This window comes from Epilithonimonas tenax DSM 16811 (assembly GCF_000428485.1).
Taxonomy (GTDB): domain Bacteria; phylum Bacteroidota; class Bacteroidia; order Flavobacteriales; family Weeksellaceae; genus Epilithonimonas; species Epilithonimonas tenax.
Genome location: NZ_AUAA01000019.1, coordinates 53,716 through 72,388, shown reverse-complemented (window position 1 = coordinate 72,388; position 18,673 = coordinate 53,716). Strand labels below are relative to the sequence as shown.

Below are 18,673 nucleotides of genomic sequence, written 5' to 3'. Positions count from 1 at the left end.
AAGCTGGATACACCCATGAGAAACAACCAAAAAAATTATCAAAAACAAAAATATATTTTCAGAAAATCGAGAAAAAGAATAGAGACATTATTCTCTCAGCTTTGTGACCAATTTAAAATCAGAAACAACTACGCAAAATCATTTGAAGGTTTTAAAACAAGGATATTGAGCAAAATAACAGCATTAACTTTCATTCAATTTGTAAATGTTTTTGTATTTAATAGAAAAATGAATAATATTAAAATTGCATTAGTTTGATAATGCACTACGAGTATTTTTATAAATTTACATCATAAAAAATAAATATTAAATTATGAAAAATATATTATTTGCATTCGTATTGATAGGATTGTCCGTTTCAGCATTCGCGCAATCTGGTCCGCCAGCAGGCGATGCCAAAGTAGGTGAATTCTATGGCCAGGATGTTTCCGCAAAAGCAGTGAAAAAAGCCATTTCTCCAGACGAACTTAATAAAGAACTGAAATCACATCCCAAGATTGCCAAAACTTCTGTAAAAGGAAAAGTAACTTCTGTTTGCCCAAAAAAAGGATGCTGGGTAAGCCTGGCAACAGATTCTGGCGAGACTTTCTTTGTTAAGATGAAAGATTATGCATTCTTTGTTCCGACCGCTTTAGAAGGCAAAACCGTGATCTTGGAAGGCAGCGCAGAAAGCAAAATAACCTCTGTAAAAGAGCTTCAGCATTATGCAGAAGACGCAAAAAAACCGCAGGCAGAAATAGACGCCATCACAGAACCAAAAACCGAAACCAGATTTTTAGCAAGCGCCATCAAAGTGGTAGAATAATGATTTCAACATATAAGTTACAAGCTTCAGATCTTTCTGAGGCTTTTTTCTTTGGGCGTATCTCTTTGTTTTGCTTTCACATTTAGTTGATTGAAAGACATTTTCTGCAAAGCAAAACAAAGAGACCGGGCTATCCGCTACTATCTTTTGTTTTTTATCACATTTCTAATTTTGATAGAGATTGCAACAAAAAAAACAAAAGGATATCCGCTTCTATCCCTTACGCGCTGGCGCAAGATCCACGATTTGTTATCATTTTATTTTCTTTGCTGAGTCTACACCTTTGCGAACCGTAAAACGTGCGCAATCATGAGTATAAATCTTTGTGAACATGGCGTTAATTTTTTATTTGCCAGCCATATCCATAATCCTATAATTTTTTTAGAAATTGTTGTTTCTTCATTTTCCTAATTCCTTTGAAACACCATCAATTCTGCTTATATTTACACTCTAAATTTTCAAAAAATGGCAGACTGGAAAACCGTCAAAGAATACCAAGATATTACCTATAAAAAATCAAATGGCGTTGCAAGAATCGCCATCAACAGACCAGAAGTCAGAAACGCCTTCCGGCCAAAAACAACCTCAGAACTTTATGATGCTTTTTACGACGCTTACGAAGATTCTTCCATCGGCGTTGTCTTGCTGACAGGCGAAGGGCCTAGTCCAAAAGACGGCGGACACGCATTCTGCAGTGGAGGCGACCAGAAAGCACGTGGACATCAAGGTTACGTGGGTGAAGATGGAAGACATCGTCTTAATATTCTGGAAGTTCAGCGTTTGATTCGTTTTATGCCAAAAGCTGTGATTGCTGTGGTAAACGGTTGGGCAGTGGGCGGTGGACATTCGCTTCATGTGGTTTGTGATTTGACTTTGGCCAGTGAAGAACACGCGATTTTCAAACAAACCGATGCTGATGTCACAAGCTTCGACGGTGGTTATGGTTCTGCTTATTTGGCCAAAATGGTTGGTCAGAAAAAGGCCAGAGAGATTTTCTTTTTAGGAAGAAATTATTCAGCAAAAGAAGCGGAAGAAATGGGAATGGTAAACGCTGTAATTCCTCACGCAGAATTGGAAAACACCGCTTACGAATGGGCGCAGGAAATTCTTGCTAAATCGCCAACATCCATCAGAATGCTAAAATTCGCTATGAATCTTACAGACGACGGAATGGTTGGCCAACAGATTTTTGCAGGCGAAGCAACGCGTTTAGCTTATATGACAGAAGAAGCAAAAGAGGGCAGAAATGCTTTCTTAGAAAAACGTAAGCCGAATTTTGGGGACGACCAGTGGATATCTTAGTAGGAATTAGTCTTTAGAGGTTAGAAATTAGAATTAATAATTCACTTGTCTAACATCTAATATCTAGCATCTAACATCTGAAAAATTATGAAACATTGGATACAGGCCGCAAGGCTTAGAACTTTACCACTTTCTATGAGTGGGATCATTATGGGCGCTTTCATTGCAAAATGGAGGATTTCTCAGGAAGGGGGATTTTGGGATTGGCGGATTTTTGCTTTGGCACTTCTGGTAACTTTATTATATCAAGTCCTTTCTAACTTTGCCAACGATTACGGCGACGGTGTCAAAGGAACGGACAAAAATAGGATAGGAGAAGCGGAGCAAAGAGCAGTAGCTTCAGGAAAAATCACAGCAACTCAAATGAGAAACGCCGTGATTCTACTTTCGATTTTATCTTTTGCAGCAACGGTTGCCTTATTGTATGTCGCTTTCTATCCAGCTTATACCAGAGAATTCTGGATTTTCATCGGAATGGGAGTTGCCTCAATTTTGGCAGCAATTGGATATACAGTTGGTAAAAAACCCTACGGCTATTTAGGTTTAGGCGATATTTTCGTGTTCATCTTTTTCGGATTGGTTTCGGTTTGTGGAAGTTATTTTCTGTTTACCAAATCATTAAGTTGGGATGTTTTATTTCCTGCAATTGCAGTCGGAATGTTGAGTATGGCAGTTCTTAACCTTAACAATATGAGAGATATCGTCAACGACGAACTTTCAGGTAAAAAAACATTTGCACTGAAGCTTGGTTTCAAAAATGCTATGATTTACGAAATCATCTTATTACAATTACCAATTCTTTTGATGCTGGCTTTTCTAATGTTTAATAAATTTCAGGAACAAGGTAAATATTACGCATTTATTGTGATGATTTTGATTTTTCCTTTCATCAAACTGAGGAGAAGCGTCATGGCTGTCAACGAACCAAAATTACTGGACCCTTTCTTAAAACAAGTCGGAATATTAACTTTCCTGATGGCGGTTTTGACAGCTTTCGGACTTAATTATTTTAATTAATAAATCTAAAAAAAAATGAAAATAAAATTCTTAGGACAAAACTGTTTTTTGTTCACATACAACGGAAAAACCATTCTCGCAGATCCTTTCTACAACTATCAGAAAGCGCAATCTGGCTTTGATATCACCGCTCAGAAAATCGATTATGTGTTGATTACACACGCGCACGGCGACCATATCGCGGACGTGAAAGAAGTGCTTGAAAATCATCCTGACGCGACCGTAATTGGTCAGCCTGAGATTTGTGGCTATTTCAAACACACCAATAATATCGATATCAACTTCGGAGGTTCAGCGAAAATTGAAGATTTGAAGATTTCTATGGTTCCTGCATTGCATACGAGCTCGTTTCCGGACGGTTCTTACGGTGGATTGGCTTCTGGATATATTTTTAGATTTGCCGACGGAAGAAACCTTTATTTGGCTGGAGATACTGGCGTGACGGCTGAAATGAGTTTGTTTCCACAAGTTTTCGGGAAATTAGGTTTGTCGATTTTGCCAGTTGGAAAACATTACACGATGTGTCCTAGAAAAGCGGCTTTTGCAGCATCAGAATTACTGAAAACACCAAAAGTAATTGGTTGTCATTTCGATACTTTCCCACCAATTGAAATCAATCACGAGGAAGCTAAGAAGCATTTTTCTGACAAGAATATCGAATTTACATTACCAGAATTAGGGCAGGAATTTAATTTCTAAACAAAAAAATTAAGAGATTAAGTATTTCAAATTTGAAACTGTCTTAATCTCTTAACTTAAAAAAAATAAAAAATGGCAAGCTACCTAAATCACACCGCTACGACCAATTACCTTTGCTGCGTTCCCACCCTGGAGGGTTCTCAGGAGCTGGTTGTTTAGGACTTGCCGTTGCAAATATAGGAAAATTAAGAAAACAGAAAAAAGAAATGAGAGAAAAGAAATCGGGTAGGCTGTAGATTGTTGATAGTCAGTTTGAAATATTTATCTCTTTTATCAAAAATTAAAAAATTATGACAAAAAACCCTGTAACAATAGGTTTTATTTTATACGCCGTTACGATGATGGTATTCTTCATCGTGTATTATTTCTTCGCCAATGCCAACTATTTTGAGACCAGCATGCAAGTCAACGCTTTTGGGATGACTTTCTTATACGTCTTGGCTGGCTTCGCTTCAACCTATTGGTTAAGAGTCGGTACATTGATTACTTATCCTCAGGCATTTAAACAAAATTTTCTAACACTTTTCACGGGCGGCGTTTTATCAATGTTTTCCATTTTTGCATTCCTGAATTATGCAGATACAGATGCACGGGATTTGTTGAATCATCAATATATCCAAACAGAATTGGATAATCTGGACGAATCTTACGCCAAATTGAAAGTCGAGGCAGCGAATCAAAAAGACCGTACAAAAGTGAAAGATCTGGAAGACAACTACAACGGAGCAAAGCAGGCGAGGGAAATGGCACAGAAAGAAAACAGAAATTATTTTTCTTTCAAATTTATGTCCGCTGTTTTTGGTGGTTTTTTACTATTTTATCTACTTTTGTCTATTATCATCGCAGGGTTTTTGAAAAACAAAAAACGCTACGAGTAACAAGTTTTCAGTTTTTGGAAAAATCGTTTATCAAATTATAATTCTTCATTTATAATTAATACGTATCTTTACTAAAATAACACGTAATGACAACGAAACTTACTTTAACTGTAGAAAAATCGGTTATCGAAAAAGCTAAAAAATATGCGAAAGGTACACAGAGAAGTCTTTCTGAGATGGTGCAGAAGTATTTGGAATCTCTGGTAGAAAGTCCAAACGAAGATACTGAACTTTCTCCGAAAATAAAAAAATTAGCAGGAAGTTTAAAAATGCCAGAGGATTTTGATTACGATAAAGCTCTTGATGACTATTACAAAGAAAAATACAAACTGTAATGAAGTTCTTTATCGACACCAATTTGATTCTCGATTTTTTATCTGGGCGACAACCTTTTGCCGAAAATGCTAATCTTATTTTCAATTTAGCTTACAATAATCAAATCATACTTTTTGCATCTTCTCAATCCATTTTAACTTCACATTACATTTTTAAGAAAGCGTTTGCGGAAGATAAAGTTAGGACGAGTTTGTCTGAGATTCTAAACATAATAGAAGTCGTTTCTGTCACGAAACCCATTTTGCAGAAAGCTCTTAAATCTAAGCATAAAGATTATGAAGATGCAGTGCAAATATTTTGCGCTCATCATATTGAAAACTTAGAAGGCATTATAACAAGAGATTTGAAAGATTTTTCCACTTCCGAAATTCCTGTTTTTGCACCAGACGAAGCCTTAAATGTCATGCAAAAGAAATATCTTTGACCTTTTAAAATCTATTAGCATTATATCAATGAATCTTTCTATAATAATCCCACTATTAAACGAGCAGGACTCTCTGGAAGAGCTGTTCACTAGGATTGACAACGTTTGTCAGACCAACAAGCTGTCTTACGAAGTTTGGTTCATAGATGACGGAAGTACCGACCTTTCCTGGTCCATCATTGAAAATCTGAAAATCCAACATCCGCAGATCCACGGTATCAAATTCTCCAAAAATTACGGAAAATCACAGGCACTCCACGCTGCTTTCGAAAAGGTAAATGGTGATGTCATCATTACGATGGATGCTGACTTACAAGACTTTCCGGAAGAGATTCCCGAACTTTATGAAATGGTAAAAGTGGGGAATTACGACATCGTTTCCGGTTGGAAAAAGAAACGTTTTGATAATGTGATGACCAAAAATATTCCATCAAAATTATTCAATTCTGCAGCTAGAAAAGTATCCGGCGTTTCGCTTCACGATTTCAACTGCGGACTGAAAGCTTACAAAAAACAAGTCGTAAAATCTATTGATGTTTACGGCGATATGCACCGTTATATTCCGGTTTTGGCAGCCAACGCAGGTTTCAGAAACATTACGGAAAAACCGGTTCAACATCAGGCAAGGCCTTACGGAACTTCGAAGTTTGGGACAGAAAGATTCGTTCGTGGATTTTTGGATTTGGTGACGCTTTGGTTTGTCAGTAGATTTGGTGGAAGACCAATGCATTTCTTTGGTGCAGCAGGAACTTTGATGTTCATCATTGGTTTTTTGTCAGCCATTTGGTTGGGACTTTCAAAAATGATAGACGTCTATATCTTCAAAGTTTATGGGAATCTGATTGCGAACAATCCTTGGTTTTTTATTGCTTTGACAATGATGATTATGGGAAGTTTGCTTTTTGTGGCTGGATTTTTAGGAGAATTGATCATCCGAACGAACCGCGAGCATAAGAATTATCATATCGAGGAATTGATTTAAACAGGAAAATTTTTCTAACTTGGTAAATCAATATGCTTATGAAAAATCTATTGTATACATTACTCATCATTACAGTCGTTTCCTGCGGAAAAGTAACACCTAAAGGCGAAATTCAATCGAAAGATGTAGAATTGGCTGAGTTTTCAAAACTTAATCTGAAAGGGAAATTCCGGGTGTTTTATATCCAAAGTCCACACAATTTTGTGAATGTGGAAACGTATCCAAACGTGTTCGACAATCTGACAATTGAAGTCAATGATCAACACCTTTCCATTACAGAGAAAAGCACAACAGATAAAGTGGATTTCTACAACATCACCATTTATGGGAAAAATCCGTTTGATGATATTAAAATAGCTGATTCTGTGGAACTTAATATCTCAAGCCAAATGAAAGTGGAAAATTTTTCCCTTCATTTGAAAGATAATGCTAAATTTATCGGTTCAGTGATTTCAGAAAAGTCGACTATCGAAATGCTAAATAAAAGCCGCGCTAACCTTTTAGGGAAAACAACATTAGCAAAGCTGAGCATCAGAGATACAGCGAGTATTATTTCGCCATATTGGTACATCAAAGACTTGGAAATTGATTCCGAAAATGGTAATTATGCTGAACTGAATGTGAATGAAGAGATCAAAGGAAAGGTCAAAAACACAGCGAAGCTGGTGTATTACGGAGATCCTTCCAAAAAAGTGAATCTCACAGAAAAAGGAACCATCGAAAAAAGAAAAATAAATTAAAAATACAACTTTTACATAATGTCAGACACAACATCAACTTTAGATAAAGCAAAACTTTGGCTTACGGAAACATTTGACGAGGAAACCAGAAATAAAGTTCAGGCCTTAATCGATTCCAACTCACCTGATCTGGAAGATTCTTTTTACAGAGAATTAGAATTCGGAACTGGTGGAATGCGAGGCGTAATGGGCGTTGGAACCAATCGTCTTAATCAATATACATTAGGTCAAGCGACTCAAGGATTAGCCAATTATCTTCATCAGCAATTTGCTGGGGAAGAGATCAAAGTGGCAATTGCGTATGATGTAAGACATAATTCGAGAGAATTCGGGAAAGTTGTTGCAGATGTTCTGACGGCTAACGGAATCAAGGTTTTGTTGTTCAAAGATCATCGCCCAACGCCGGAATTGTCTTTCACTGTTCGTGATAAAAAATGCAATGCAGGAATCGTTCTGACGGCTTCCCACAATCCACCAGAATATAATGGTTACAAGGTTTATTGGAATGACGGCGCACAGATCGTTCCGCCAAATGACGAAAATATCATCAGAGAAGTTTATTCTACCAAATTTGAGGATATCAAATTCAATGGAAATGATGATTTGATAGAATGGGTAGGCGAAGACCAGGATGATGTTTACATTGATGCTTGTATGGCCAACTCTCTTTATCAGGATGTTGGTAGAGATAATCTGAACATTGTTTTCACATCTATCCACGGAACAACTTACACAACGGTTCCGAAAGCACTTAAAAAAGCTGGATTTACGAAAGTTGATCTGGTAACAGAGCAAATGATTCCGAGCGGGAATTTCCCAACCGTAAAATCTCCAAATCCGGAAGAGCCGGCTGCTTTGGAAATGGCTACAGATCTAGCAAGAATTACCAATGCGGATATCGTGATCGGGACAGATCCGGACGGTGACAGATTGGGAATAGCCGTCAGAAATCTTGAAGGCGAAATACAGTTATTGAACGGAAATCAATGCAATACAATCCTTACTTATTATATTCTTGATCAATGGAAAAAAGCCGGTAAAATCACCGGAAAAGAATTCATTGGTTCTACTATTGTGACGTCTGATATCTTCTTTGACGTTGCAGAAAAATTCGGTGTGGACTGCAAAGTTGGACTGACTGGCTTCAAATGGATCGGGAAAATGATCCGTGATTTTGAAGGTCAGGAAAAATTTATCTGCGGTGGCGAAGAGAGTTTCGGGTTTATGACAGGAGATTTCGTAAGAGACAAGGATTCTTGTGGTTCTATCTTGACAGCTTGTGAAATTGCAGCTTGGTGTAAAGCTAATGGAACGACTGTTTATCAATATATGATCGATATCTACAAAGAAATCGGGTTATATTACGAAGGTTTGATCAATGTGGTAAAAAAGGGTAGAACTGGTGCTGAAGAGATCCAGAATATGATGAGGAACTTCCGCGAAAATCCTCCTAAAGAAATCGCAGGATCTCTTGTTGAAGAAGTGAAGGATTTCAATGAACAAACTTGTTTTGTGGTTTCCAAGAACGAGAAAAAAGTAATGGACGATATTCCAAAATCTAACGTTTTGATCTATTATACCCAAGATGGAACCAAAGTTTGCGTGCGCCCTTCCGGAACAGAACCGAAGATCAAATTCTATGTTTCTGTAAAAGATTCAATCTCTTCCGAGCAGGAATTTGTTGAAAAACTGCCTAAACTGGAAGAAAAAATTCAGAATGTCAAAAAAGATCTGAATTTGTAATTGAAAATTTTTATCTGTCTTCGACTGGCTCAGACTGACAGCTATTAAAATATGAAACCTCATATTTTTAATATAAAGTTCTCAAGTATTAAAGTCATTTAATTTTGGGAACTTTTTTTTTGATGTAAGTTGAATTACTCGGCTACATTTAAGACATTTGTACATTCTATCAAGAATAAAATCAGATCCAAAGTCTGAATAACATCTAAAATCAATAAAGTGAAAGTATCAAAACTAGCATCTAACCTCGTTGGTTCAGAGATCATCAAAATCGGAAATGAAGTGAATGACCTGAAGGCTAAAGGTGCACAGATCTCCAATCTAACCATAGGCGACCTAAATTCCAACATCTATCCAATTCCACAAGAGTTGAAAGACGGTATCCAGAAAGCCTATACCAACAATCTGACAAATTATCCACCTGCAAACGGTTTGCAGTCCCTTAGGACTTCCGTGAGCAATGATCTTAAAAAACGTTGGGGTCTTGATTATTCCGCAAACGATATTTTGATCACTGCAGGTTCCAGACCTTTGATATATGCGATTTTCAAAACGATTGTGGACGAAGGTGATGAAGTGATTTATCCAATCCCATCTTGGAATAACAACCATTATGCGTATTTGACAACCGCAAACGCTGTAGAAGTACAAACTCAGGAATCCAATAATTTCCTGCCAACAGCTGATGATCTAAGACCACATCTGGATGGAGCAGTTTTGCTTTGCCTTTGTTCTCCGCTGAATCCTACAGGAACAATGTTCTCAAAAGAGCAGTTGTCTGATATTTGCGAATTGGTCTTAGAAGAAAATAAAAGGAGAGGTGCGGAAGAGAAACCACTTTATCTGATGTATGATCAGATCTACGCCATGCTGACTTTCGGTTCAGAACATTACAATCCGGTAAGCCTTTTCCCAGAAATGAAAGATTACACAATCTATGTTGACGGAACATCCAAATGTTTTGCGGCGACAGGTGTCAGAGTAGGTTGGGGATTCGGACCCAGTTTGGTTATTGACAAGATGAAAGCGCTCTTGACACACGTTGGCGCGTGGGCCCCAAAACCTGAGCAGGAAGCAGTTGCTGAGTTTTTGGCTGATAATGTGGCAGTTGATCATTTCTTGGCTGACTACAAAGGGAAGCTGAATGCCAGTCTAAAAGAACTTCATACAGGAATTCAGAATCTGAAAGCCAAGGGTATGGCCGTTGAAAGTATCTCGCCAATGGGCGCGCTTTACCTGACTATCAAATTGGATTATCTAGGAAGAACGACACCAGAGGGAAAAGTGATTGAGAATTCTACAGACCTTGTTTTTTATCTGATCAATAACGCAGGAATGGCCTTGGTTCCTTTCTCTGCATTTGGCAATGACAAGTCCGTGCCTTGGTTCAGAGCTTCTATTGGAGGTTGTTCTCTGGATGATATTAAGGATTGTCTTCCTAAATTAGAAAAAGCACTACAAGACTTGAAATAAGTTGAAAAAATTCACTATTGCAATGGAAAAAATTCTACCTTTGTGTAAAAGAATCTGAAGATGGAAAATTACAAGCAAAAAGGAAATCAACAAAAATCGAAAGTAGAAGAACCTGTAGCTTTATATGGGGCAAACACTTCTGTATTCCATAGATTTGCCATAAAAGATGACTACAAACTTTTGATAAAAGCAAGAGAAGGTTTGAAAACAGACGTATTCTATTCACTTGCTGATGCGATCAAGATGCCAGAGAAAACGTTGGCATCTGTGATCAATCTTTCCCCCAGGACCATTAGCAATTATCGAGATCAGGAAAAAGGTTTGGATCCTATCTACAGTGAACATTTATTAAAATTGATCAATCTTTATAGCTTTGGGAAAGAGATTTTTGGAAATTTGGATGAGTTTACACTTTGGATGAATCGTCCTTTTTGGAATTCCGATGACAAGCCTATAGATTTTATTTCAACTTCTGGAGGTGTAGATCTGATTTACGAAGAAATAGAAAAACTAGCCCAAGGTTATCCCGTGTGATGCTGGTTTACAGAATTGTTCATCAACGATATGCTGAGTCTCTTTTTGCAAGTGGTCTGGAAGGAAGATGGAACTCCGAAGGAAAAAAAGTACTTTATACAGCGGAGAGTATTTCTCTTGCGTACTTGGAAACATTAGCGCATCGGAAAGGATTGGGATTTAACAAAGACTTTAAAATAATGGTGATCAAAATCCCGGATCATACCGAATTTCAAGCTGTTGAATCCAGAGATTTGTCAAAAAACTGGAGAGATTTTAGGAATTATTCTGATTGCCAAAAGATGGGAGATGCTTGGTTTGATGCTGATGAAAAGCTTTGTTTAAAAGTTCCTTCTGCTGTAGTTCCTGAAAATTGTAATGTTGTAATCAATACCTTTCACAAAGATTTCAAAAAAGTAAAGCTGATTGATGTTTTTGATTTTGAACCCGATGATCGATTGGAACAGATTATAAAACAAAATAAATAAAAATTAAAATTTTTTAAATTCCTTTTTTAACAATAAAAAACATTGATGAACAAAGTTATTGCAGTCATTCCGGCCCGGTATAATTCTACTAGATTTCCTGGGAAACTGATGGAAGTTTTGGGCCACAAAACCGTTATCATGACCACTTATCAGAATGTCTTGGAAACTGGTTTGTTCGACGAAGTGTTTGTGGCGACAGATTCTGACATTATCTTTACCGAAATTTCCAAAAATGGTGGAAAAGCTGTGATGACAGGCGAACACGAGACTGGTAGTGACAGGATTGCAGAGGCTGTAAAAGATATCGATTGTGATATCGTCATCAATGTACAGGGTGATGAGCCTTTCCTCAAAAAAGAACCTTTGAAACAGCTAATCAATGTCTTTTCTGAGGATAACCGAAAGGAAATTTCTTTGGCTTCACTGAAGATAGAATTGAAAGATTCCGAGGAGATCCAGAATCCGAATCATGTGAAAGTGATCACAGACAATCACGGGTTTGCACTGTATTTTAGCCGTTCTGTGATTCCTTTTCACAGAGAATTGGCGTATAAAGTCAAGTATTACAAACACATCGGTGTTTATGCGTTCAGAAAAGAAGCTTTGATCAAATTTTCTTCTCTGGAGATGACCCCTTTGGAAATCTCTGAGAAAATTGAATGTATCCGATATCTCGAAAATGGAATGAGAATCAAGCTCATAGAAACAGATTTTATTGGTGTTGGGATTGATACACCTGAAGACTTGGAAAAAGCAAAACGACTGATCTAAATGATTAAAATCTTTTTTACCAATATTAATACTACCGCAAAGTTGATAAACTTAGAAAAAACCTATCTTTGAAATCCTAAAATTTTTGAATGAAAAGAATTATTGTCCTTTTTGCTATTATATTTTCTTACTTTATAACTGCACAGACAGCTAAAGATATCATCGATAAAAACATCGATCATTCCGGAGGTCTTACCAATTGGAAACTTCTCAATACAGTACAGATCCAAGGCCGAGTCACATTGGGCATCAATGATGAATATCCGATCAAAATCTATCAGCAGCGCCCCAATCTCAGTAAAACAGCAATGGTTGTAGCTGGAAAAGAAACGCCTGTAGAAGGTTATGATGGAAAGAATGGTTACGCCATGAATTATGCTCAGAACAAGCTTCAGCAGTACAATGATTACATTCCGGAAAACTTTGATAACGATTTTATCGATTGGGAAAATAAAGGTTTTGAAGCCAAGTTTCTTGGTAAAGAGAAAATAGGAGAACAATATTATTTCAAGGTCGAATTGATGAAAAATGTGAACAAGACCATCTATTACTTTGATGTTAAAAATTATATGCTGTTTCGTGAGATCAAAAAAGACGAGATCTTAACGTATTCTGATTACAGAAAAGTAGGAAATCTACTGATGTCTTACAGAATCGAATCGTCTTCGCCTAAAAAAGACAGTGATTATGTAATGACTATCAATAAGATAGAAATAAACAAAGAATTGCCAAAAAATACTTTTAAGTTTTAGTTTCTTAATATATGGAAGTAGAAGAGATCCGCGAATATTGTTTGAGAAAAAAAGCAGTGACGGAGGCTTTTCCTTTCGATCAGGAAACTTTGGTCTTCAAGGTTGGCGGGAAAATATTTGTTTTTCTTCCCATAGAAAGGCATCCAGCTACTTTCTCTGCAAAAGCCGATCCTGAGTGGAGTGAGGAGCTGCGTGAGAAGTACCATCAGATCAATGGTGCTTTTCACCTTAATAAAACCCACTGGAATTCAGTCGTTTGTGAAGGCCTGAAACAGGATTTGATCTTCAAATTGATCGATCATTCATATGACTTGGTTTTCAAATCTTTGACCAAGAAAATTAGAGAAGAAATTTTGAATAGTTAAAACTGAAATTCCTCAGTCAATCTCTTATCCAAATCCAGCTTTTCAATCAGCTTTTCCAAACCTTCGAATTTGATCTCATCGTGAAGGTAATCTCTGAATCTCACAGTGATCTCTGTACCATAAATATCCTGATCAAAATCCAAGATGTAAACTTCTGTATGCAGAGTCTCATTTTCGTTATCGACAGTAGGATTGGTTCCGATGCTCAACATTCCTTTGTAGAAGGCGTTTTCTATCCAAACTTCTACGATGTATGCACCACTTTTTGGAAGCAGCTTGTTTACCGGAACATCAATATTCGCTGTCGGATAACCTATTGTTCTTCCTAATTTTTTCCCGTGGATCACTTTTCCGGTCAAAGGATAACTGTAACCCAACATTTTATTAGCATCAGCAACTCGTCCATCCAAAAGCGCCAGACGGATCTTTGTGGAGCTTATATTAAGGTCCTCAGATTGCACGGCTTCCAATTGATTCACCTTAAAGTCCAACTCGGTTGAAAGTGATTTCAGCAAATCAAAATTTCCACTTTTATTTTTCCCAAAAGTATGATCGTGGCCAATTATTATATGTTTTACATTCAGTTTGTCAACCAAAACCTGTTCACAGAATTCTGATCCTGTAAGATTTCTAAAATCCTCATCAAAAGTTTTAAGAAATATGTTCTGAATTCCACTTTTTTCCAGCAATTCCAACTTTTCTTCAAGCGTGTTGAGCATTTTTACATTATCGTCAGGATTCAGGAATTTTCTTGGATGTGGCCAGAAACTTAAAATTGCAGATTCCAAATCTTCACTTCTTGCAATTTCATTTAAGGTATTAATAATAGATAAATGTCCAAGATGAACACCGTCAAACATTCCTAATGATAATGCCAGTGGTGTTTTGGAGTGGTAATCGTTAAAATCGCTGATGATTTTCAATTGCTGAAATTTTGCTTTTGCAAAAGTATCTTTTTTTTAACAAAGTTTAAATTATCTATATGTTGTTAAATTTAAACAATTATTTATATAATTGTTAATAATTTATAGGTAATTTTTGGAATTTTGTTATATTTACGCTAAACTAATTAAAACTTATAGCCTATGAAAAAAGTTGCTTCTTTATTATTGTTATTTGCAATTGTTAATTTATCAAATGCACAAAGTAATTACTACTACTACTACTACTACTACAAGGGAGAAAAGAAATATCTTACTCCTCACAAAAAATCATTTAATATTTTTACGAATGAAAATTTTCAAAAATCTTCTACTGCAAACATTGGTGTTGAAGATTATATTTTGGTTGAAGATGGAAGTTCTGAAAACAAAAAATTTGCTCAACTGGAATTAAGCACTGAGCCTAATAATACTTTAGCTTATAATCAAAAGCTCGGTGAGTTAAAGCAACTTCCTAACGTAGAATACGTAGGTTTGTTTTTTGAAAACGGAGATGCAGAACCTGTTGGGATTTCTAAACATTTTTATGTAAAACTTAAAAACACAAATGACTTTAATGTTTTGCAACAAATAGCATTACAAAAAAATGTAGAAATTATTAAACAAGTTCCTCATATGCCACAATGGTATATAATGGCAGTATCGAATGGAAACACGAATACTTCGTTAGAACTAGGAAATCAATTTTACGAAACCGGATTATTTCAAGCTGTCGATCCTGCTTTTATGCTAAATTTTTCTACAGATCCTAGTATTGAAAGTACAGAAGTTGGAAATAAAATTCCAGTGGATGACGGTAGTAATAATGATGCAAGAATATGTGCAAATGATCCCAATTTTAGTTTACAATGGGGTTGAAAAATACTTCAAATCCTGCTATTGATATTAATGCTTGTGAAGCTTGGCGGATTTCTCAGGGTAAGAACATTAGTGTTGCGGTTGTAGATAACGGTATTTATTTCCCTCATTTAGATTTGAATCCAAATATTGGTAGTGCAGGATATGATGCAAAATCAGGCACAGCTGGAAGTGTTTATATCGTAGAAAGACCCCACGGAACACGTGTGGCAGGCATAATAAGTGCTGTTAGAAACAATAACAACTAGTTGGAGTTGCTCCAAAATCCAAGATTATCCCAATTAGCCATGATTTAAAAAATGACATTATTGAGGGTATTGTGGCAAGTACATTTTCTGCACAACTTGCTTCTGGTATTACTTGGGCTTGGGAAATGGAAAATGCTGACATAATCAATTGTTTTTGGTTCTCAAATGCTGGATGGTTAGATAGTGAATTATTAGAAGAAGCAATTATGAATGCTATTGAAAACGGTCGTGATGGAAAAGGATCTTTGGTTGTATTTGCAGCTGGAAATTTTGGAAATAATGGTCCTTCTATGATTTATCCGGGTAATTTTGATAATCGAATTTTAACGGTGGGAGGTGTAACACAAACTGGTAGTAGATGGTTTAAGTCTGGATATGGAGATAAATTAGATGTCGTCGCTCCAGGTGTTGGAATTTGGACAACAAGTCCAGAACAAAACATTATAGAAGAGGAGGGAACTTCTTTTGCAGCACCACATGTTTCCGGAATTGCTGCTTTGATTTTATCTGTTAATCCATGTTTATCAGGGCAACAAGTAAGAGACATTATCGAGCAAACGTCTCAAAAAATTAGAAGTGATACTTACAATTATACGATTTCTTCAAATAGACCAAATGGAACTTGGAATAACCAAATGGGTTATGGATTGGTAGATGCTCATGCAGCAGTTTTGATGTCAAGAAGTTTACTTTCTGCTTATCCTTGCGAACAAGGTTTCCAAGAACCACTCCAAAGGAGCACTTTAGAAATTATTGCTCCAAATCCTGTAATTAGCTTTGTTAATGTTCATTACAATTTAGTTCAAGCCAATTCTGCATCATTAGCAATTGCAAGCCAGACAGGAAATGGTTCAGTAAATACTTTTCATTTAGACCTACATACAAAGGAAACTACTATCAACCTTAGCAACTATTTGCCTGGCATTTACACCATTGCATTGGTTGTAAATGGTAACGTCGTAGATTCAAAAACCTTAATCAAACAATAAATACTATTATTATGAAAAACATACTTTTAATTTTTATAATAATTTTCACTACTGGAAAATTATCTGCGGAACAATATTTCTTTATTTCTGGATTAAACATTACACAAATAAATGAAAGCCAAATAAAAGTAAATGTAAAAATCGATGGTGGAGGTTTTACAGATTATAATTCTTATACAACTGAAACAATCGGAAATGTCGTTACACTTAAAGTTTGCTATGATCATTATCTTTTTGATGGAGGTCAAGCGCCTAATAATGATTTTTATATAGATATTTCGTCTGCGTCCGGTAATTACACCCTTAAAGTAGAAATTTATCGAAGTACTTTCCAAGGTTGTCTTTATCAGGCTTCGTTAATGCAAGATTCAGCAACTTTAGATTTCACAACACCCTTTACTGGAACAATATCACTAAGCACAAATGATCTCGAACAAAAAAATAAAAACATAGATATCTTTCCTAATCCTGTAAAAGATATCCTTCATTTTTCAGAAGAAGTTTCAAGTTTAAAAATAACAGATCTTTCCGGGAAAATAGAAAGACAATGTAGTGCTTCGGTGAAATCTATAGATGTTTCAAAGCTTTCAAAAGGGAATTATTTTATCACGTTTACGATGAAAAGTGGAGCTGTAATTTCTAAGAAATTAGTTAAGGAATAGTAAAGTTTTATGTTCAATAATAATTATAATGTCAAGATTTTATGTCTTGACATTTTTTAATTTTAAATATGATAAAAATCTTTTTTTCTGACAATGCAGATATACAAACTTTTATTATCTTTGCGCACAAGTAAAAATTTAGTAATGGCAAACCAAATTAAAGGAAAAATTTCACAAATTATTGGACCAGTTATCGATGTGGTCTTTAATGAAGTTGAACAATTACCAAACATATATGACGCTCTGGAAATCATCAAAACCAACGGAGAAAAAGTTGTTTTGGAGATTGAGCAGCACATTGGCGAAGACGTTGTAAGATGTATCGCAATGGATGCTACAGACGGTCTACAAAGAGGACAAGAAGTTCTTGGGACAGGTCAGCAGATCACAATGCCCGTTGGAGAAGGCGTAAACGGACGTCTGTTCAACGTTGTTGGTGATGCGATCGACGGGCTTCAGAACTTGTCAAAAGAAGGAGGTTTGCCAATCCACAGACCAGCACCAAAATTTGACCAGTTGACGACTTCAGCAGAAGTTCTTTTCACTGGTATCAAAGTAATCGACCTTATTGAGCCTTATGCAAAGGGAGGTAAAATTGGATTGTTTGGTGGAGCAGGTGTTGGAAAAACAGTATTGATCCAGGAATTGATCAACAATATCGCGAAAGGTCACGGTGGCCTTTCCGTATTCGCAGGAGTAGGAGAAAGAACAAGGGAAGGAAATGACCTTTTGAGAGAGATGCTAGAGTCAGGTATTATCAAATACGGAGACGAGTTTATGCACTCTATGGAAAATGGAGGTTGGGATCTTTCCAAAGTTGATCTTGAAGAAATGAAAGATTCAAAGGCTGCTTTTGTTTTCGGACAGATGAATGAGCCGCCAGGAGCAAGAGCTAGAGTAGCACTTTCTGGTTTGACATTGGCAGAGTATTACAGAGATGGAGGCGAAAGCGGACAAGGTAGAGATGTATTGTTCTTCGTAGATAACATCTTCCGTTTTACACAGGCTGGTTCTGAGGTGTCTGCACTTCTTGGACGTATGCCTTCTGCGGTAGGTTATCAGCCGACATTGGCATCCGAAATGGGTGCAATGCAGGAGAGAATTACTTCTACTAAAAACGGTTCTATTACTTCAGTACAGGCGGTTTACGTACCGGCGGATGATTTAACAGATCCAGCTCCGGCAACAACGTTTGCTCACTTGGATGCAACCACTGTATTGGATAGAAAAATTGCTTCATTAGGTATTTACCCAGCGGTAGATCCATTGGCTTCTACGTCAAGAATCTTGGCTCCGGAAATCATTGGTGAAGAACATTATAACTGTGCTCAAAGAGTGAAAGAAATTCTTCAGAGATACAAGGCATTGCAGGATATTATTGCGATTCTTGGTATGGAAGAACTTTCTGAAGAAGATAAATTGGTAGTTTATAGAGCTAGAAAAGTTCAGAGATTCTTGTCTCAGCCTTTCCACGTTGCTGAGCAGTTTACAGGTCTTAAAGGATCATTGGTAGATATCAAAGATACTATCAAAGGTTTCAATATGATCATTGATGGAGAATTGGATCAGTATCCAGAATCTGCTTTCAACTTGAAAGGAACTATCGAAGAAGCAATCGCAGCAGGACAAAAATTGTTAGCAGAGAACGTTTAATTTGCTGATTGCTGATAGCCAATAGCTATTTGCC

The 18,673-nt window shown here is 36.6% G+C and carries 23 protein-coding genes, 1 other RNA gene and 1 pseudogene; 23 read left to right on the top strand and 2 right to left on the bottom strand.

Going from position 1 to position 18,673, the window contains the following annotated elements; genetic code table 11:
• The 5 genes from F564_RS0110990 to F564_RS0110965 form a co-directional block, all read left to right on the top strand.
• Nucleotides 1-258: transposase (locus tag F564_RS0110990; protein ID WP_154656853.1), on the top strand; the 258-nt coding region annotated here is incomplete at its 5' end.
• A gap of 55 nt (nucleotides 259-313) precedes the next feature.
• The gene (locus F564_RS0110985) at nucleotides 314-805 is read left to right on the top strand and encodes a DUF4920 domain-containing protein (protein ID WP_028122693.1); all 492 of its coding nucleotides are present in this window, start codon (nucleotides 314-316) and stop codon (nucleotides 803-805) included.
• Between the two features lie 465 nt (nucleotides 806-1,270).
• Nucleotides 1,271-2,107: a 1,4-dihydroxy-2-naphthoyl-CoA synthase gene (locus F564_RS0110975; RefSeq protein WP_028122691.1), complete on the top strand. Its 837-nt coding sequence runs from the start codon at nucleotides 1,271-1,273 to the stop codon at nucleotides 2,105-2,107.
• 87 nt (nucleotides 2,108-2,194) lie between these two features.
• Complete coding sequence (gene menA / locus F564_RS0110970; protein ID WP_028122690.1) at nucleotides 2,195-3,124, top strand: 1,4-dihydroxy-2-naphthoate octaprenyltransferase; 930 nt, start codon at nucleotides 2,195-2,197, stop codon at nucleotides 3,122-3,124.
• 15 nt (nucleotides 3,125-3,139) lie between these two features.
• On the top strand, nucleotides 3,140-3,823 hold the full coding sequence (locus F564_RS0110965) for a metal-dependent hydrolase (protein ID WP_028122689.1): 684 nt from the start codon (nucleotides 3,140-3,142) through the stop codon (nucleotides 3,821-3,823).
• A 70-nt stretch (nucleotides 3,824-3,893) separates the two neighbouring features.
• On the opposite strand, the gene ffs is transcribed toward F564_RS0110965, so the two are convergent.
• Nucleotides 3,894-3,991: signal recognition particle sRNA small type (ffs, locus tag F564_RS20245), an RNA gene on the bottom strand.
• Between the two features lie 122 nt (nucleotides 3,992-4,113).
• On the opposite strand from ffs, the gene F564_RS0110960 reads away from it, so the two are divergent.
• From F564_RS0110960 to F564_RS0110905, 12 genes are all read left to right on the top strand, one after another.
• A complete protein-coding gene (locus F564_RS0110960; protein WP_028122688.1) occupies nucleotides 4,114-4,701 on the top strand; it encodes a DUF4199 family protein in 588 nt (195 codons plus the stop codon).
• Nucleotides 4,702-4,787: 86 nt separating this feature from the next.
• Nucleotides 4,788-5,036, top strand: a complete 249-nt coding sequence (locus F564_RS0110955; RefSeq protein ID WP_028122687.1) for a DUF6364 family protein — start codon at nucleotides 4,788-4,790, stop codon at nucleotides 5,034-5,036.
• Nucleotides 5,036-5,461, top strand: coding sequence for a type II toxin-antitoxin system VapC family toxin (locus F564_RS0110950; protein ID WP_034981384.1), 426 nt, complete (start codon nucleotides 5,036-5,038; stop codon nucleotides 5,459-5,461). Before F564_RS0110955 ends, F564_RS0110950 begins: the two co-directional genes overlap by 1 nt.
• A 28-nt stretch (nucleotides 5,462-5,489) precedes the next feature.
• Nucleotides 5,490-6,443, top strand: coding sequence for a glycosyltransferase family 2 protein (locus F564_RS0110945; protein WP_028122685.1), 954 nt, complete (start codon nucleotides 5,490-5,492; stop codon nucleotides 6,441-6,443).
• 38 nt (nucleotides 6,444-6,481) lie between these two features.
• Nucleotides 6,482-7,183 (top strand): GIN domain-containing protein, encoded by a 702-nt coding sequence (locus F564_RS0110940; RefSeq protein WP_028122684.1) that lies wholly within the window; start codon nucleotides 6,482-6,484, stop codon nucleotides 7,181-7,183.
• Nucleotides 7,184-7,201: 18 nt separating this feature from the next.
• The gene (locus F564_RS0110935; RefSeq protein WP_034981381.1) at nucleotides 7,202-8,926 is read left to right on the top strand and encodes a phospho-sugar mutase; all 1,725 of its coding nucleotides are present in this window, start codon (nucleotides 7,202-7,204) and stop codon (nucleotides 8,924-8,926) included.
• A gap of 219 nt (nucleotides 8,927-9,145) precedes the next feature.
• Nucleotides 9,146-10,399, top strand: a complete 1,254-nt coding sequence (locus F564_RS0110930; protein ID WP_028122682.1) for a pyridoxal phosphate-dependent aminotransferase — start codon at nucleotides 9,146-9,148, stop codon at nucleotides 10,397-10,399.
• Nucleotides 10,400-10,459: 60 nt separating this feature from the next.
• Nucleotides 10,460-10,933, top strand: coding sequence for an antitoxin Xre-like helix-turn-helix domain-containing protein (locus F564_RS0110925; RefSeq protein ID WP_028122681.1), 474 nt, complete (start codon nucleotides 10,460-10,462; stop codon nucleotides 10,931-10,933).
• Nucleotides 10,933-11,400 (top strand): RES family NAD+ phosphorylase, encoded by a 468-nt coding sequence (locus tag F564_RS0110920; RefSeq protein WP_028122680.1) that lies wholly within the window; start codon nucleotides 10,933-10,935, stop codon nucleotides 11,398-11,400. Before F564_RS0110925 ends, F564_RS0110920 begins: the two co-directional genes overlap by 1 nt.
• 45 nt (nucleotides 11,401-11,445) lie before the next feature.
• Nucleotides 11,446-12,171 carry a 3-deoxy-manno-octulosonate cytidylyltransferase gene (gene kdsB, locus F564_RS0110915; RefSeq protein ID WP_034981375.1) on the top strand — a complete coding sequence of 242 codons (726 nt, stop codon included), beginning with the start codon at nucleotides 11,446-11,448 and terminating at the stop codon, nucleotides 12,169-12,171.
• An 89-nt stretch (nucleotides 12,172-12,260) separates the two neighbouring features.
• Nucleotides 12,261-12,923, top strand: coding sequence for a LolA-like protein (locus F564_RS0110910; protein WP_028122678.1), 663 nt, complete (start codon nucleotides 12,261-12,263; stop codon nucleotides 12,921-12,923).
• 11 nt (nucleotides 12,924-12,934) lie between these two features.
• Nucleotides 12,935-13,288, top strand: coding sequence for an MmcQ/YjbR family DNA-binding protein (locus F564_RS0110905; RefSeq protein ID WP_028122677.1), 354 nt, complete (start codon nucleotides 12,935-12,937; stop codon nucleotides 13,286-13,288).
• Here the strand turns inward: F564_RS0110905 and F564_RS0110900 are convergent.
• Nucleotides 13,285-14,211 carry a bifunctional riboflavin kinase/FAD synthetase gene (locus F564_RS0110900; protein WP_028122676.1) on the bottom strand — a complete coding sequence of 309 codons (927 nt, stop codon included), beginning with the start codon at nucleotides 14,209-14,211 and terminating at the stop codon, nucleotides 13,285-13,287. The genes F564_RS0110905 and F564_RS0110900 overlap by 4 nt on opposite strands.
• A gap of 162 nt (nucleotides 14,212-14,373) precedes the next feature.
• Between F564_RS0110900 and F564_RS19955 the strand changes: the two genes are divergently transcribed.
• From F564_RS19955 to atpD, 6 genes and pseudogenes are all read left to right on the top strand, one after another.
• On the top strand, nucleotides 14,374-15,087 hold the full coding sequence (locus F564_RS19955) for a hypothetical protein (RefSeq protein ID WP_028122675.1): 714 nt from the start codon (nucleotides 14,374-14,376) through the stop codon (nucleotides 15,085-15,087).
• A complete protein-coding gene (locus tag F564_RS21105; RefSeq protein ID WP_028122674.1) occupies nucleotides 15,078-15,335 on the top strand; it encodes a S8 family serine peptidase in 258 nt (85 codons plus the stop codon). The genes F564_RS19955 and F564_RS21105 overlap by 10 nt, the downstream gene beginning before the upstream one ends.
• Before the next feature lie 11 nt (nucleotides 15,336-15,346).
• Nucleotides 15,347-15,970 (top strand): annotated as a pseudogene (locus F564_RS20980) (S8 family peptidase); the annotation flags it as partial.
• The gene (locus tag F564_RS20975) at nucleotides 15,971-16,324 is read left to right on the top strand and encodes a T9SS type A sorting domain-containing protein (RefSeq protein WP_316928799.1); all 354 of its coding nucleotides are present in this window, start codon (nucleotides 15,971-15,973) and stop codon (nucleotides 16,322-16,324) included.
• Between the two features lie 11 nt (nucleotides 16,325-16,335).
• Nucleotides 16,336-16,986, top strand: coding sequence for a T9SS type A sorting domain-containing protein (locus tag F564_RS0110880; RefSeq protein WP_028122672.1), 651 nt, complete (start codon nucleotides 16,336-16,338; stop codon nucleotides 16,984-16,986).
• A gap of 144 nt (nucleotides 16,987-17,130) precedes the next feature.
• Complete coding sequence (gene atpD / locus F564_RS0110875) at nucleotides 17,131-18,639, top strand: F0F1 ATP synthase subunit beta (protein ID WP_028122671.1); 1,509 nt, start codon at nucleotides 17,131-17,133, stop codon at nucleotides 18,637-18,639.
• Nucleotides 18,640-18,673 lie beyond the last annotated feature (34 nt).

Excerpts from the sequence above, each read along its gene's own strand:
- menA (WP_028122690.1), top strand. The coding sequence starts at position 2,195 with ATGAAACATTGGATACAGGCCGCAAGGCTTAGAACTTTACCACTTTCT.
- F564_RS21105 (WP_028122674.1), top strand. The coding sequence starts at position 15,078 with ATGGGGTTGAAAAATACTTCAAATCCTGCTATTGATATTAATGCTTGT.
- F564_RS20975 (WP_316928799.1), top strand. The coding sequence starts at position 15,971 with ATGGGTTATGGATTGGTAGATGCTCATGCAGCAGTTTTGATGTCAAGA.
- atpD (WP_028122671.1), top strand. The coding sequence starts at position 17,131 with ATGGCAAACCAAATTAAAGGAAAAATTTCACAAATTATTGGACCAGTT.
- F564_RS0110955 (WP_028122687.1), top strand. The coding sequence starts at position 4,788 with ATGACAACGAAACTTACTTTAACTGTAGAAAAATCGGTTATCGAAAAA.
- F564_RS0110960 (WP_028122688.1), top strand. The coding sequence starts at position 4,114 with ATGACAAAAAACCCTGTAACAATAGGTTTTATTTTATACGCCGTTACG.
- kdsB (WP_034981375.1), top strand. The coding sequence starts at position 11,446 with ATGAACAAAGTTATTGCAGTCATTCCGGCCCGGTATAATTCTACTAGA.
- F564_RS0110975 (WP_028122691.1), top strand. The coding sequence starts at position 1,271 with ATGGCAGACTGGAAAACCGTCAAAGAATACCAAGATATTACCTATAAA.
- F564_RS0110945 (WP_028122685.1), top strand. The coding sequence starts at position 5,490 with ATGAATCTTTCTATAATAATCCCACTATTAAACGAGCAGGACTCTCTG.
- F564_RS0110910 (WP_028122678.1), top strand. The coding sequence starts at position 12,261 with ATGAAAAGAATTATTGTCCTTTTTGCTATTATATTTTCTTACTTTATA.
- F564_RS0110965 (WP_028122689.1), top strand. The coding sequence starts at position 3,140 with ATGAAAATAAAATTCTTAGGACAAAACTGTTTTTTGTTCACATACAAC.
- F564_RS19955 (WP_028122675.1), top strand. The coding sequence starts at position 14,374 with ATGAAAAAAGTTGCTTCTTTATTATTGTTATTTGCAATTGTTAATTTA.
- F564_RS0110880 (WP_028122672.1), top strand. The coding sequence starts at position 16,336 with ATGAAAAACATACTTTTAATTTTTATAATAATTTTCACTACTGGAAAA.
- F564_RS0110950 (WP_034981384.1), top strand. The coding sequence starts at position 5,036 with ATGAAGTTCTTTATCGACACCAATTTGATTCTCGATTTTTTATCTGGG.
- F564_RS0110905 (WP_028122677.1), top strand. The coding sequence starts at position 12,935 with ATGGAAGTAGAAGAGATCCGCGAATATTGTTTGAGAAAAAAAGCAGTG.
- F564_RS0110985 (WP_028122693.1), top strand. The coding sequence starts at position 314 with ATGAAAAATATATTATTTGCATTCGTATTGATAGGATTGTCCGTTTCA.
- F564_RS0110925 (WP_028122681.1), top strand. The coding sequence starts at position 10,460 with ATGGAAAATTACAAGCAAAAAGGAAATCAACAAAAATCGAAAGTAGAA.
- F564_RS0110935 (WP_034981381.1), top strand. The coding sequence starts at position 7,202 with ATGTCAGACACAACATCAACTTTAGATAAAGCAAAACTTTGGCTTACG.
- F564_RS0110940 (WP_028122684.1), top strand. The coding sequence starts at position 6,482 with ATGAAAAATCTATTGTATACATTACTCATCATTACAGTCGTTTCCTGC.
- F564_RS0110920 (WP_028122680.1), top strand. The coding sequence starts at position 10,933 with ATGCTGGTTTACAGAATTGTTCATCAACGATATGCTGAGTCTCTTTTT.